Source organism: Pseudomonas sp. FW306-02-D09B (genome assembly GCF_058782685.1).
The window spans coordinates 46,284-60,278 of record NZ_JBYSXY010000022.1; the positions used below are offsets into that span (position 1 = coordinate 46,284).

Sequence of the window (13,995 nt, forward strand, 5' to 3'; positions counted from 1 at the left end):
CTGAATTCAAAGCGACCGCGCGATGATCTCCTTCATGATTTCATTGGTCCCGGCATAAATCCGCTGCACCCGCGCATCCGCCCAGGCCCGGGCGATCGGGTATTCCCACATGAAACCGTAACCGCCATGCAGCTGCACGCACTCGTCGAGCACCTTGCATTGCAGGTCGGTGCCCCAGTATTTGGCCATCGCCGCCGTCGGCACATCGAGCTTGCCTTGTAAGTGCAGCTCCAGACAGCGGTCGACGAAGACCCGACCAATCTGAATCTCCGTGGCCATCTCCGCCAGTTTGAAACGGGTGTTCTGAAAGTCCGCAATCGCCTTGCCGAACGCCTTGCGCTCGCGGGTGTAATCCAGGGTCCACTGCAACGCCGCCTCGGCTGAGGCCAAACCGCCGATGGCGACCGTCAGACGTTCCTGCGGCAATTCCTGCATCAGATAGGCGAACCCCATCCCGGCCTGCCCCAAGAGGTTTTCCTTGGGCACACGGACGTCCTGGAAAAACAGCTCCGAGGTGTCCTGCGCCTTCATCCCGACCTTCTCCAGGCGCTTGCCCTTTTCGAAGCCCGGGGTGTTCGCCTCCACCAGAAACAGACTGGTGCCCTTGGCCCCGGCCTTGGGATCAGTCTTGGCCACGACAATCACCAGGTCCGCGAGAAAGCCGTTGGTGATGAAGGTTTTCGAACCGTTGATCACGTACTCGTCGCCGTCCAGCAGCGCTGTGGTTTTCACCCCTTGCAGGTCGGAACCGGCGCCTGGTTCGGTCATGGCAATCGCGGTGACCATTTCGCCGGAGACCAGCTTCGGCAGGTACTTGTGCTTCAGCACTTCACTGCCGTAATGCAGGATGTACGGCGCCACGATGTCCGAATGCAGAGAGAAACCGATACCGGTCAAACCCAGTCGACCAACCTCCTCAATCACCACGGCGCTGTAGAGGAAGTCCGCATCGAACCCGCCGTACGCTTCCGGCAAGTGGGAGCAGAGCATCCCCGCCTCCCCCGCCTTGTTCCACAGCGTGCGATCGATGTAGCCCTGTTTTTCCCACTGCGCATGAAACGGCACGGCTTCTTTTTCGAGGAAGGTTCGTACGCTGTCGCGAAACAGCTCGTGCTCGGAACTGAACAAGGTTCTGGGGATCATCGGGGCACCTGTGGTTATTGTGGGTCGCTATTGAATCCCTGAGCCTAAGCCTCCAGTTGATAACAGGACACTGGACACATCAGACAAAAAATAAGACGATCCAGCCGCTTGGTGACCACTTTCCCCTATAAGAATAAATTGAATATGTCTATCCAACTCTCCACGCCCCTGCGGCGCGTCAGCATCCTGGCAATCGATCGGGTTTTTGCTTCTACCCTCATGCAAGCCAAGGATTTCTTCCATCTGGCCAGCCTGCGTTACGGCAAACAACTGGGCCACGGCCTGACCCCGGCGTTCGAAACCCGCCTGGTCAGCCCCGACGGCAAACCGGTCAACAGCTTCAGCGATGTGATCATGCCGGTGGATGGCGGCCTGGAAAACGCCGACATCATCATCCTCCCGGCGTTCTGGGACGATTTCGATACGCTCTGCAAGCGTTATCCACAGGTGCTGCCGTGGCTGCGCGAGCAACACGCACGCGGCGCGGTGCTCTGCGGTGAAGCCACCGGAGTGTTCTGGCTCGCCGAGGCGGGCTTGCTCGATGGCAAGGAAGCGACCACTTACTGGCGTTTCTTCAACGCCTTCGAAGAGCGCTTCCCCAACGTTCAGCTCAATCAGGACAAGCACCTGACCGACGCCGACAACCTGTACTGCGCCGGCGGCACCACCTCGGCCTGCGACCTCTACATTTATTTGATCGAGCGCTTCTGCGGGGCCAACGTGGCCCAGGCCGTGGCCCGCGACATTCTGTATGAAGTGCAGCGCAGTTATTCGCCAGGGCGCATCGGCTTCGGCGGACAGAAGCTGCACCAGGATGTGATCATCCTGCAGATCCAGCACTGGCTCGAAGAGCATTTTGCCGACAAGTTTCGCTTCGAAGACGTCGCCCGCGAACATGGCATGAGCATCCGCAACTTCATGCGGCGCTTCCAGACCGCCACTGGCGACAAGCCGCTGCACTACCTGCAACGGTTGCGCATCGAAACCGCCAAGGGCTTGCTGTCCGCCAGCCGTAAAAGCATCAAGACCATCAGCTATGAAGTCGGCTACGACGACGCGAGCTTCTTCGCCCGGCTGTTCCGCCAGCACACCGAGTTGTCGCCGAACCAGTATCGGCAGCAGTTTCAGCAAGCCGCTTAAGATACACATTCCCTGTGGGAGCGGGCTTGCTCGCGAAAGCGGTGTGTCAGTCGACCTCAATGTTGAATGTCAGGCCGTCTTCGCGAGCAAGCCCGCTCCCACAGGGGATCTTCGGCGCACAAAAAAGGGTCTGCATTGCAGGCCCTTTTTCAACGTATTCGTGTTCGATTTCAACAACCCTGCCCTACTCCTCAATACCGCCCGAACTGCTGCCGGTACTCCAGCGGAGTCAACGCTGTCAGTTCCTTGAACATGCGCCGCAGGTTGGAGTCGCTGCTGAAACCCAACTCGGCACTGATCGTATTGACCGGCGCGGACGTGAGGATCAGGCGTTCGCTGACCTGGTTCAGCTTGATGCAGCGAGCATAGGTTGCGACGGCAACACCGGTTTCACTGCTCACCTTACGCGACAGGGTGCGTTCGGACATGCCGAGCTGCTCCGCCAACCGCTGCACGGTTATCTGTTCGGCCGGCAACTGCTCAACCAGTGCATGCAACTGGCGTAACAGCTTGCTCGACTGCTCAATCAAACTCATGGCCGCAAAGGCGCTATGCGCCTGGGCCGGGCGCGCAAGCACCATCAGCTTGGTGAGATCGCGAAACACTTCCGCGCTGACATACCGCTCGATCAAGGCCTGAGCGATGGGCAAGTAACCGTTCACACCCGACGCGGTAGCCGTCCGTTCGTTAATGATGCTGTGACGTTCGCTTTGCCACTTCACGGCTTTATGCCGCTGCACCATAACGTCTGCCAGCCACCACGTCACCGTTGCTGGCTGACCGTCCAGCCTCCCGCTTGCAGCCAACAAACAGACACCCGTGCAATAACTCCACAACTGCTGTTTCTTCGAGCGTGCCGACAACGCCGAGACCAAAGAGGCATTGGCGGCTAACGTATCACCCACCTGCTGTGCCGACTCGGCCCAAAAACCGGGGATCAATAGCGCGTCAATGTCAGCCTCCGCCAACGCGCTGCCCACCTGTAATGACAAGCCTTGAGCGCATTCAACCGTACCGGCCTGCATTGCAACGAAGCATGTTTCAAAGAACACCCGCGAAGCACGACGATTGGCGGCGTGCAGCAAATCGGCAAATGCCAACAAGCCCGCTGGCATGCAACGAGGGAAAAGCAGCAAGCCGATTCGAAGAGGTGGCGTCATGGCTGAAATCGAATTAATTATGTCCGGGCCTGCCATTCTGTGGTGCAACGCGACTGGACACAATGGTGCTTCTTCCCAGAGGAATCGCCATGAAGATTCATCAGCTACGCAACGCGACAATTATTGTCGAGCTCGGCCCTCATCGCATCTTGGTCGACCCGATGCTGGCGCGAAAACACGCACTTCCACCCTTGCGCATTTTCAGCGCACGAGACCGCAACCCTCTGGTCGAGCTACCCGGCTCGGCAACCGCCGCACTGGAGTCCGTCACTCATTGCCTGATCACCCATTGCCAGAAAGGACACTTCGACCATCTGGATCGCGCCGCGAAAAAGTGGCTGCGCGAGACTCGAACTCCGGTCATCTGCACACCGCACGACGCCGCCCATCTGGCCGAGCATGAGTTGAATGTGCAGCCCTTACCGGCCGATCACGAGCAACCGAGCGCGTTCCTCGGCGGCCAGATCCGCACGATTCGCTGCACCCATGGGCGGGGACTGGTAGGCAAGATGATGGAGCATGGCGTGGGCTATTTGATTGAAATGCCTGGCGAGCCCAGCCTCTACCTGACGGGAGATACGCTGCTCACGCCTGCCGTTCAGGCATTCGTTGCACGGCATCGGCCAGACGTCTCGGTGGTACCGGCAGGCGGTGCGCGATTCGATTTGGGTGGGGACATCATCATGGGGATTGATGAGGTGCTGGCATTCACTCGGCAGTCTTCAGGCACAGTGGTCGCCAATCACCTTGAAGCGCTCAGCCACTGCCCGGTGACACGCCAGTCGTTGGCCAATGCCGCCCGACAGGCCGGCATCGAGTCGCGCCTGCTGATCCCGAACGACGGGGATCTGCTGGAATTCCCGGCCCCGGCGGTGCAATGAAGGCGCGGTTGCCCCAAGGAAAGGATCAACCATGCCTTATGTGGACCGTTGCGGCTTGTGCGCCCGCGCCAGGAACTCGTGGGACTGCATTTCCAGCAGACGGCTGAGGAGCGGCGCCTGCTTCAGAAGCTTTATGTAACTAACAATTCAAACTCGACATTGCGATCTAAACGCAACACCTCGCTTCGCGAGCCTTTATCCTACGAGTAAATCGGAAACCAGAGTGATGGATAACTCAGATTTACACTTGTTAGCCGACTGTTCAAGACTTCAACATACATCCCTGCAAACAAAATATGCACACATCAGGGAAGATCAACAATGACCATCGGCTCTAGTTACAACTATCCCTCACATATCGCTAAAGATATTACTCGAACAAAGCGCTCATCGAACAACAAGTGGAGCGCTCGCTTTCCGAACCCGCCAGACTTATGTTTTGACTATCGAGCATTGGTAGAACAAGAAAACGGCATCGCAAACGCGCCCAACCCACATCATAAAATATGCATCATTGGTGCAGGTGTGACTGGGCTCACTGCCGCCAGGGAGCTTTATCGTTGCGGCTTTACCAATATAACGCTTATAGAACAATCCAAACGCATAGGCGGCAGACACCTTACAATCCCCGGAAGCCGAAACTCCGTAAAAAGTCATACTCCCTTTGAAATGGGGGCGATGCGCATGCCTTTCTTCAACACAGCAGACGAACCGCCTAAAGAAGGTAAGTCTCTGATGGCTTACTACGCCAAGGAGTTTGACTTGGCTATTTCAGACTTCCCAAATCCCGGAAGCCAGTGGGTAACGTCGACTGGCATCTATCTTCGAGAAGGAAGCATGGGAGGCAGCGCTACTCCACAGATGTTGATATGGACAAATGAAGACGGCATGACACCACCTCCTGGCGAGGAGCTTCAACGGGTTTACGCCAAGTGGAAAGCATTTGCTGACCGCATGACCCGCCACGTAGCAGAGGTTTATGCCAGCCAACGGTGGGAAGCCATGTGGGCTGGTATCGTCAAGAAATACGAGGGCATTTCTTTTCGTGACCTGGTCAGCATGCCAATAGTAGACGCTTGGCATGAAAGCTCGCCAGGAGACTTCGGCGGGATGGGAATGTCCCCGGACGAGTCCGCCATTTTCTATTCGATAGGCATCGGTGACGGTAGCTGGGGCGCCTTCTACGATGTCTGCTCGCTTTATCCCCTGCGTACGGCAATTTTTGGATTCAGCAGCCAACTGCAACTGATTCATGGCCGAGTGGACGCGACCGGTGAACCGATAGCCTCACCACACCTGCACAGCGAAGCCGTTTTTGACTCCAAGGGGCTGGTTTTCGACAGACCTCGCTATATCGGGCTCGCCTCTTTGGATGAATGCCTGTTATTCATGAAAACAGACGAAACCGGAAAATCCTTCTACGAACACTGCCTTGAGCGCAGTAATGGTTTCCTCACGGACTCGTCCGTCACAAAACTGAAAAAACTGGACAATCAAAAAATACGCGTCTACTACAACTGGAAATCGAGCCACCCCGGGCAAACTCAGGAATTATTCGACGACTTTGATTCAATCATCATGACCCTTCCCTCATGGCTGATCGAAACTCGAATCAAGCTCGAGGACTTCAATCAAGAAATGCTTCCATTCGAAACGATCAATGCCTATAAAACCGCTCACTGGGAAACCAGTTGCAAAGTCTATGCACCATTAAAAAAATCATTCTTATCAAAAAACACCAAAATCCCACAAGCCATAGTCACAGACAGTTTCATTCACGACATTTATACCTATCGCTATAACGACAACTATAATTATGACTGCATCCTTCTGAGTTACACATGGGAGGATGACGCAACCAAACTCGCGTCCTTCACTGACAAAGAGCTGGTTACGAAATGCGCAAAAGAGCTTGATCGAATCCTTATGAACTCCGCCAATATCCAGGAAAAAATTTCTCCCTATATTGGCATTGATCAAGCAGTCGTCCAACGCTGGATGACCGATAAAAATGCTTTGGGGTGTGCAAAGTTGTACAGGCCCGGAACCTACTACGACGCAGTGGGCTTGATGAAGTACAACAGAGATTTTTCACATATTTCTGGCCTCTATTTTTCTGGCGAGTCTTTTTCAGTCGATGCCGGCTGGACAGAGCCTTGCTTTCGAGGTGCCGTCGATGCAGTCATTCATATCTGCAATAAAACCGAAGCTACATTCAATGGCGGATTTACCATGAGTGACTATCCAGAATACAAACTCAGGACCTGACCTAGACTTTCCCCGCTAAAGAGTCGATGCACGCTGTGTATTGGCTCAACCTTGTTCATCTTGGGAAAAGGACTACACGCTTAACGGAAGCCGCTGACTTTCGCTCACTCACCGGTTCAACTCTTATAAACGCACAACTACACAGGTTGAAAAACAATAATAAGAGGTCAGCGTAAATGAGTGAATCAACGAGTCCTGTTCGTGTCGCAGTCGTGCAATTCGACCCACAAGTCGGCATAGAGAATCGTGAAGGGAATTTGCATCACAGCCTGGAACTGGCGCTACAAGCGGTCAATGGAGGGGCAAATCTCATCGTTATGCCCGAGCTTACAAATACCGGCTATTTCTTCAGCAATCGGCAGGATGCTTTCGACCATTCCGAGGCGGTTCCCGGCGGACCGAGTACTCAGAGCTGGGTAGATTTCGCCTGCAAACACAAGGTTTACCTCGTGGCCGGCCTGACCGAACGCGACGGCATGCGGCTCTTCAACACCGGCATTCTTGTCGGACCTGACGGTTTTATCGGGAAATATCGGAAAGCCCATTTGTGGAACCTGGAAAAACTCTGGTTCACTCCAGGCGACCTGGGCTTCCCGGTTTTTGATACACCAATAGGCCGTATCGGATTGTTGATCTGCTGGGATATCTGGTTCCCGGAAGTGCCGCGCATCCTGAGTCAGCAAGGCGCGGACATCATTTGCAGTTTGAACAACTGGGTCTGGACGCCTCCGCCGTTGTTCGATGACGCCGGCAAATGCATGGCTTCGTATCTGACGATGACGGCAGCTCACGTCAACAACGTGTTTATTGCCGCCGCCAGCCGGATCGGCGAAGAACGAGGCGCCCGATACCTGGGCTGCTCACTGATTGCCGGCACCAATGGCTGGCCGATTGGCGCAGTAGCTTCAGCGGACAAGCAGGAAATACTGTTTGCCGACATCGACCTGACCAGCTCCCGTAGCGCCCCCATCTGGAACAACTTGAACGATCTGCATCGCGATCGTCGAGCCGATCTCTACGATCAAATGCTTGGTTACACCCAACACCCTTGTCTCCCGCGCTGATAAGGGGGTCATCACTCATGGACACCACAACCGAAAAACATCGGTTAAATCGGCTTGTCGGCAGATCGCCGTTTGATACTGCGATCATCCTCCTCATGATCGGCACGACACTGCTGATTTTCTGGCTTTCACTCACCAACCGCTCTTCCTGGTCAGCCCATTGGCCAGACTACAGTCACATGGTGACGAGCCTCCCCGAGCCGAGTGCCTGGTTGCGCTGGGTACTGGGAGACATCAGCGAGGTTGCATTCTACAAACACGAGTTCGCCTCTATTGGACTCTTGGCGGGAGCCTATCTGGCTTACTGGGCCAATCGAACGGGGAAATCCTGGCAAGGCTTTGCAATCTCCTATGGCAGCGGGCTATGGCCGTGGCTGATCACCAGTTCGCTGCTTGGACTGCTGTTGAGTAACCTGCTGTGGGGCTGGACGGTCACGGCTACCCATTGGCAACCGACGTTCGCAGCCTTTGTTTCACTGCCAGCGGCGATGGTGCTGATGTTTGGCGGTGGCTGGAAAGTGACGATCAACGGAGCCATCATGGGTGCCATTCTTGTCACCCCGATGTGTTTACTAATCGTTAACTACGTCTGCAATCCACTGGGCCTGCCAGCCGTGATCGGCAATGTCACGGGCATGGCCGCCGCCAGCGTCTTTGCCTTTCTACTCTGTCGTTACGTGCCGAGCCTGGTGAAGTCCGAGCAATCCGCCCCATCTGAGGAGTCATCCGATTCTGCGGCCACACCTGCCCGATCAAAGACGCCCGACTACGGAATCTTCTGGAGCCTGCGCCGGGTGTTGGCAGACTTTTCGGAAGCGCCCTTCTTTGGCAATGAACTGGCCAGCCTCGGGCTGTTACTGGGTGCATTGCTGGCTTACACCTTGAACCCCATGGGTCCGGTATACGGCTCCGGTTTGCTGCCACAACTGATCGGAGCACAGGCTTTGACGTCAGCTTTAGGCGTGGTGATCTGGCGTCGACAATGGATCTTGCGCGGCTGGTATCCCACCTACATTCCGCTGGTGTCCGTAGTGCCGGCGGCGGTTCTGACCTATGGCGGCAGTTGGCAGGTAATAGGATCAAGTGCGCTGCTAGGGGCACTCATCGCGCCACCTTTGGCGTGTGTGATTGCCAAGAGGTTACCGGCTGATATGCACCCCTACATAGGAAATGTCCTGTCCATGGCCATCAGCACCTTGCTGATTGTTCCGCTAATCGGGTTCCTCATAGCCCAATAAATTTCATGCCGCACTTCTCCCATTCGGCTGTACCGAAGTCCTGTCGCTCAGGACCGGGTACAGCCACCTTTTTAATCACATCCAATTGAACGAGGTATGACATGAACCTCCCCAAACTGGCTATTGCGGCGCTCGGCGGTACCGTGAGCATGCAAGCCAGGCATGCTGGTGAAGGTGTTATCCCGACCGTCAGCGGTGAAACCCTGCTGGCCTCAGTACCGGAACTGAAGGAACTGGCCCGGGTGACCGTTGAAACACTCGGCCTATTCCCAAGTGCCTCACTGGATTTCGAGCTCTTGCTGAGCGTCCTTTCCTGGGCGAGATACCAGATTGAGCAAGGCGCTATTGGCGTTGTCATCACTCAGGGCACGGACACCCTCGAAGAAACCGCAACATTTTTCGACTACTTATGGGACCACGACGAACCACTGGTTCTGACCGGCGCCATGCGTTCGGCAGCCCAGGCAGGGGCCGATGGTCCGGCGAATCTGCTGGATGCTTGCCGAGTCGCACGGGCTGAAAACAGCCGTCAGCGAGGCGTTCTAGTGGTAATGAACGGCCAGGTTCACCAAGCGAGCGTCGTCCGCAAAACCGATTCATTGGCGTTGCAGGCGTTTTCCTCCCCTGTCACGGGTCCCGCAGGGATGCTCCTGGAGGGAGCCGTCCGCTATCTACGCCAGCCGTCCCGCCGGAAGCCTTTACCCTTGCCACAACAGACAACACAGACGATTGCCATGCTGGAAGCATCTCTGTCTGCCGACACCTTGATGTTGGAAAACATCCTTGAACTGGGTTACGACGGGCTGGTGATTGCCGGTTTCGGCGCAGGACACGTCTCAGAGCGCTGGGCTGACGCCGTCGAAGCAATCGCAAAAGAAATCCCGGTCATCATTGCGACCCGGACCGGATCAGGCCCCACCGCTCAATCCTCCTACGGCTTCATCGGCAGCGAGATGGATCTGATCCGTAGAGGCGCAGCGATGGCTGGATTTCTTTGTCCGCGCAAAGCCAGAATCCTGCTTTGGCTGCTCGTTGGCTGCCAGCGACTAGATGAGCTGGCTCACTATCTCAACGACGACATCCGGCTTCAAAACTGACGCACAAAAAAGGGCCTGCTATGCAGGCCCTTTTTTATTTTCCGAAACGTCCTACGGCTTGTGCGCCCGCGCCAGGAACTCGTGGGACTGCATTTCCAGCAGACGGCTGAGGGTGCGCTGGAACTCGAAGTTCAGGCGACCGCCGGTGTAAAGGTCTTTGAGCTCGACTTCAGCGGAAATGATCAGCTTGACGTTACGGTCGTAGAATTCGTCGACCATGTTGATAAAACGTCGGGCGATGTCGTCGGTGGTGACGCTCATCTGCTCTACGCCGCTGAGCAACACGGCGTGGAAGATCTTGCCGAGTTCGATGTAGTCGTTCTGGCTACGCGGGCCGTCGCACAGTTCGCGGAAGTCGAACCAGGCCACGTCGTCGCACGTACGCACGGCACGGATCTCACGGTTCTCGATGATCAGCACATCGTTCTCGATGGCCTGAGTGCATTCCGGCGTGAGTGCGCGGAAACTTTTGCGCAGGCTCTCATGGGACGCTTCGTCGAGCGGGGAGTGAAACAGCTCGGCTTGCTCAAGGTGACGCAGACGGTAGTCGACGCCGCTATCGACGTTGACGATGTCGGTGTTCTGCTTGATCAGCGCGATGGCTGGCAGGAAGCGCGCACGTTGCAGACCGTCCTTGTACAGACCGTCCGGTACGATGTTCGAAGTCGCGACCAGGGTCACGCCGTTCTTGAACAGCTCTTCCATCAAAGTGCCGAGGATCATCGCGTCGGTGATGTCGGACACGAAGAACTCATCGAAACAGATCACCCGCGCTTCGTCGGAGAAACGCTTGGCGATGATGGTCAGCGGGTTTTTCTCGCCGCCGAGAGTCTTCATCTCTTCGTGCACGCGCTTCATGAAGCGGTGGAAGTGAGTGCGGACCTTTTCCTTGAACGGCAGCGCTTCAAAGAAGGTGTCGACCAGGTAAGTCTTGCCGCGACCTACGCCGCCCCAGAAGTACAGGCCCTTGACCGGCGCCTGGTCTTTCTTGCCAAACAGTTTGCCGAGCAGGCCGGGTTTGTTCTGCGAGGCCGCGACCAGATCGTCGTACAGGCGCTGCAAATGACGCACGGCAGTTTCCTGGGCGGCGTCATGGAAGAATTCCGGGCGTTTCAGATCAGCTTGATATCGTTCTAGGGGCGTCATAATTCGTTAGCAAGGCAACAAAAACGGGCCGACACTGTAGCGACGACCCTTGAGAATGGCAATCAGCCCTTGGTCGGGCCGAGCCGTTGATTATTCCTGAACAGGCGTCAACGCAACCCGCAAGGCGTCGATGGCGACATCCCGCGCAGTGCTGTCAGCAAACGCCGGGCTGTCGGCAACGCACTCGCCTTCGAGCCAGACGCTGAAGCTCAGGTCTTCACTGCGAACGTCCAGCGCCTGGCCGGATTGCAGTTGCTTGGTCACCTGGCCTGCGGTTTTGCCGTCAGCGAAGTTGCGCGACAACAGCAGTTGCTCGCCATCGGCCGCCAGCAGGCGGAAGCGGAAGCTACCGTCATCTTCACGGAAGCTGACAAAACGTGCGGCTTTCGCGGCTTTCTTCTTGGTGGTGGCCGCTACTTGCGTCTGCTTGACGAAAGAACGCAGGCCGACCGCTTCACGCAGCTCGTTGAGGAACGGCGTGGCCACGGCGCGAGCCTTGGCGGCACCGTGCTGCAGAATGTCTTCGAGGTCTGCCGGGCGATCGATCAGTTGGTAGTAACGCTCGCGGGACTCGCCCAGCTCGTTGTCGAGCAATTGGAACAGACGATTCTTCGCCTCGCCCCAACCCAGGCCCTGCAACAGTTCGCTGCGGAACTCGTCGGCCTGCGCCGGAGTGGCGAAAGCCTGGAACAGCGTGAACAGGTGCGAGTTGTCCGGATCCTTGGCTTCGCCCGGCGCACGGGAGTCGGTGACGATCCGCGAAATCGCGTCCTTCATCTCTTTGGCGCTGGAGAACAACGGAATGGTGTTGTCGTAGCTTTTCGACATCTTCCGGCCATCGAGGCCCGGCAGCGTGGCGACGCTTTCTTCAATCAGCGCCTCCGGCATGGTGAAGAATTCCTTGCCCTGGCCAAACAGGTGGTTGAAGCGCTGGCCGATGTCGCGGGCCATTTCCACGTGCTGGATCTGATCGCGACCGACCGGAACCTTGTGCGCGTTGAACATCAGAATGTCCGCCGCCATCAGCACCGGGTAGCTGTACAAGCCCATGGTGATGCCGGCATCCGGGTCTTCACCGGCTTCGACGTTCTTGTCCACCGAGGCCTTGTAGGCGTGCGCACGGTTGAGCAGGCCCTTGGCGGCGACGCAGGTCAGCAGCCAGGTCAGCTCAGGGATTTCCGGGATGTCGGACTGGCGATAAAACGTTACCCGATCCACATCCAGGCCACCGGCCAGCCAGGTCGCGGCGATTTCCAGACGCGAGCGCTGGATGCGTAGCGGGTCATCGCACTTGATCAGGGCGTGGTAGTCCGCCAGGAAGTAGAACGAATCGGCATTGCTGTCGCGGCTGGCGAGGATCGCCGGACGGATCGCGCCGGCGTAGTTGCCCAGGTGCGGGGTGCCGGTGGTGGTGATGCCGGTGAGGATACGCGTACGAGTAGTCATGGGTAATCGCTTATCAGACTGCAATCAATTCGAAAGGCGCGGCAGGATCAGATCCTTGAGATCGGTCAGCTTGCCGTGAAAAAAGTGTCCGCATTCTGCCACTTTCAGCAGCTCATGGGGGCGATCGAGGGCGTCAGACCAATCGTAAACCAGTTGCGGATCGATGACTTCGTCGGATTCTGGCTGGATCAGCGTCAGTTCGCCGTGCTGCGGCAGCTGATCCTGATCGCCCAGACGCATCACCGCCGGCGCGACCATGAACACGTGCTTGAGCTGCTCGCCCTTGGCTTCCAGGCGTCCGCCGAGGCTCGCCGCAACGAAACCACCGAACGAGAAACCGAACAGGATCATCGGCAAACCAGGGTGTTTGGCGCGAAACCATTCGGCCACGGCTTGAGCGTCATCGACTTCGCCGGTGCCCATGTCATGCGTGCCGGCGCTCGCACCGACGCCACGGTAATTAAATCTTAATGTGATCAAACCGGCGTCGCGGGCAGTGCGCTGCAAGGTCGAAACGACTTTATTGAGCATGGTGCCGCCCTGCACCGGATTGGGGTGACAGATCAGCGCCAGGCCACGTGGCTCGGGGGAGTCCAGGTACAAGGCTTCCAGTTGGCCCACCGGGCCATCAATCAATACAGGGGTTTCACGCATAAGCAAGGAAGGAACTCCGTGACCTCTCGAAGGGTCGACTCGTCTAGCTAAAAGTCTGTGCCTGGCATGATTGCGATCTCGTCGCGGTATACAGCGCAGGTCCGAGCCGTTAACGTAAAGCAAAGCCGTTTATAGAGGAAGGACTCGTGGAACACTCGCTCTTAGTTTGGTTGTTGCCGACTCTTGCCCTGGTTGCCGGTGTCGCCATTGGTTTCCTGATCGCCCGCCTTCTGCCGAATGCCGCGCCTAGCAGCACGCAACGTCAGCTGGATGACATTCAGGAACGTTTTGACAACTATCAGAATGAAGTGGTCACCCACTTCAACAGCACCGCAACGCTGGTCAAGAAGCTCACTCAGAGCTATCAGGAAGTGCAAGACCACCTCGCCGAGGGTGCCAACCGCCTGGCCCTGGACGAACAGACTCGCCAACGCCTGCTGGCCGCCCTGCACTCCGAGGCCGCCGTGCAAGCGCCACGGGAACGTCTGACGCCGCCACGCAATCAGGAGCCGCCACGCGATTACGCGCCGAAAATGCCGAACTCCCCTGGCATGCTCGACGAGCATTACGGCTTGAAGAAATAACCCGGTTTCACGCGACATAAAAAAAGCCCTCGGACAGGTGATGTCCGAGGGCTTTTTTGTTGCTGTTGATTTGATAACTCCTGCGCCTGTCAGGGCCTCTTCGCGAGCAAGCCCGCTTGTATGTTTAGACTTGAAGGGGTGGGTGGGACTAAAAGCCCGATTCTGACTCTAGCC

General features: G+C 56.8%; 12 protein-coding genes. 7 read left to right on the forward strand and 5 right to left on the reverse strand.

Annotated elements, in window-relative coordinates; genetic code table 11:
* Positions 1-6: 6 nt before the first annotated feature.
* A complete protein-coding gene (locus tag AC3WK5_RS26320; protein WP_103319115.1) occupies positions 7-1,143 on the reverse strand; it encodes an acyl-CoA dehydrogenase family protein in 1,137 nt (378 codons plus the stop codon).
* Positions 1,144-1,386: 243 nt separating this feature from the next.
* On the opposite strand from AC3WK5_RS26320, the gene AC3WK5_RS26325 reads away from it, so the two are divergent.
* Complete coding sequence (locus AC3WK5_RS26325) at positions 1,387-2,283, forward strand: GlxA family transcriptional regulator (protein ID WP_173859988.1); 897 nt, start codon at positions 1,387-1,389, stop codon at positions 2,281-2,283.
* 191 nt (positions 2,284-2,474) lie between these two features.
* Here AC3WK5_RS26325 and AC3WK5_RS26330 read toward each other — a convergent pair whose 3' ends face one another.
* The gene (locus AC3WK5_RS26330; protein ID WP_103319112.1) at positions 2,475-3,443 is read right to left on the reverse strand and encodes a GlxA family transcriptional regulator; all 969 of its coding nucleotides are present in this window, start codon (positions 3,441-3,443) and stop codon (positions 2,475-2,477) included.
* Between the two features lie 89 nt (positions 3,444-3,532).
* On the opposite strand from AC3WK5_RS26330, the gene AC3WK5_RS26335 reads away from it, so the two are divergent.
* The 5 genes from AC3WK5_RS26335 (at position 3,533) to AC3WK5_RS26355 (ending at position 9,991) form a co-directional block, all read left to right on the forward strand.
* Complete coding sequence (locus AC3WK5_RS26335) at positions 3,533-4,324, forward strand: MBL fold metallo-hydrolase (protein WP_103319109.1); 792 nt, start codon at positions 3,533-3,535, stop codon at positions 4,322-4,324.
* Positions 4,325-4,645: 321 nt separating this feature from the next.
* On the forward strand, positions 4,646-6,592 hold the full coding sequence (locus tag AC3WK5_RS26340) for a flavin monoamine oxidase family protein (RefSeq protein ID WP_103319107.1): 1,947 nt from the start codon (positions 4,646-4,648) through the stop codon (positions 6,590-6,592).
* A 176-nt stretch (positions 6,593-6,768) separates the two neighbouring features.
* Positions 6,769-7,656: a nitrilase family protein gene (locus AC3WK5_RS26345; RefSeq protein WP_054595695.1), complete on the forward strand. Its 888-nt coding sequence runs from the start codon at positions 6,769-6,771 to the stop codon at positions 7,654-7,656.
* Positions 7,657-7,673: 17 nt separating this feature from the next.
* Positions 7,674-8,894: a hypothetical protein gene (locus tag AC3WK5_RS26350; RefSeq protein ID WP_103319104.1), complete on the forward strand. Its 1,221-nt coding sequence runs from the start codon at positions 7,674-7,676 to the stop codon at positions 8,892-8,894.
* Positions 8,895-8,995: 101 nt separating this feature from the next.
* Positions 8,996-9,991 (forward strand): asparaginase, encoded by a 996-nt coding sequence (locus AC3WK5_RS26355; protein ID WP_103319101.1) that lies wholly within the window; start codon positions 8,996-8,998, stop codon positions 9,989-9,991.
* Positions 9,992-10,042: 51 nt separating this feature from the next.
* Here AC3WK5_RS26355 and zapE read toward each other — a convergent pair whose 3' ends face one another.
* From zapE to AC3WK5_RS26370, 3 genes are all read right to left on the reverse strand, one after another.
* On the reverse strand, positions 10,043-11,137 hold the full coding sequence (gene zapE, locus AC3WK5_RS26360; RefSeq protein WP_054595692.1) for a cell division protein ZapE: 1,095 nt from the start codon (positions 11,135-11,137) through the stop codon (positions 10,043-10,045).
* Between the two features lie 90 nt (positions 11,138-11,227).
* Positions 11,228-12,583 carry a tryptophan--tRNA ligase gene (locus AC3WK5_RS26365; RefSeq protein WP_054595691.1) on the reverse strand — a complete coding sequence of 452 codons (1,356 nt, stop codon included), beginning with the start codon at positions 12,581-12,583 and terminating at the stop codon, positions 11,228-11,230.
* Between the two features lie 24 nt (positions 12,584-12,607).
* Positions 12,608-13,237, reverse strand: a complete 630-nt coding sequence (locus tag AC3WK5_RS26370) for an alpha/beta hydrolase (RefSeq protein ID WP_103319099.1) — start codon at positions 13,235-13,237, stop codon at positions 12,608-12,610.
* 146 nt (positions 13,238-13,383) lie between these two features.
* Here AC3WK5_RS26370 and AC3WK5_RS26375 point away from each other — a divergent pair, with 146 nt between their 5' ends.
* Complete coding sequence (locus AC3WK5_RS26375; RefSeq protein WP_054595689.1) at positions 13,384-13,821, forward strand: Z-ring associated ZapG family protein; 438 nt, start codon at positions 13,384-13,386, stop codon at positions 13,819-13,821.
* Positions 13,822-13,995 lie beyond the last annotated feature (174 nt).

Coding starts and splice junctions, on each gene's coding strand:
- AC3WK5_RS26355 (WP_103319101.1), top strand. CDS start 8,996: ATGAACCTCCCCAAACTGGCTATTGCGGCGCTCGGCGGTACCGTGAGC.
- AC3WK5_RS26370 (WP_103319099.1), bottom strand. CDS start 13,237: ATGCGTGAAACCCCTGTATTGATTGATGGCCCGGTGGGCCAACTGGAA.
- AC3WK5_RS26365 (WP_054595691.1), bottom strand. CDS start 12,583: ATGACTACTCGTACGCGTATCCTCACCGGCATCACCACCACCGGCACC.
- AC3WK5_RS26340 (WP_103319107.1), top strand. CDS start 4,646: ATGACCATCGGCTCTAGTTACAACTATCCCTCACATATCGCTAAAGAT.
- zapE (WP_054595692.1), bottom strand. CDS start 11,137: ATGACGCCCCTAGAACGATATCAAGCTGATCTGAAACGCCCGGAATTC.
- AC3WK5_RS26335 (WP_103319109.1), top strand. CDS start 3,533: ATGAAGATTCATCAGCTACGCAACGCGACAATTATTGTCGAGCTCGGC.
- AC3WK5_RS26345 (WP_054595695.1), top strand. CDS start 6,769: ATGAGTGAATCAACGAGTCCTGTTCGTGTCGCAGTCGTGCAATTCGAC.
- AC3WK5_RS26330 (WP_103319112.1), bottom strand. CDS start 3,443: ATGACGCCACCTCTTCGAATCGGCTTGCTGCTTTTCCCTCGTTGCATG.
- AC3WK5_RS26320 (WP_103319115.1), bottom strand. CDS start 1,143: ATGATCCCCAGAACCTTGTTCAGTTCCGAGCACGAGCTGTTTCGCGAC.
- AC3WK5_RS26350 (WP_103319104.1), top strand. CDS start 7,674: ATGGACACCACAACCGAAAAACATCGGTTAAATCGGCTTGTCGGCAGA.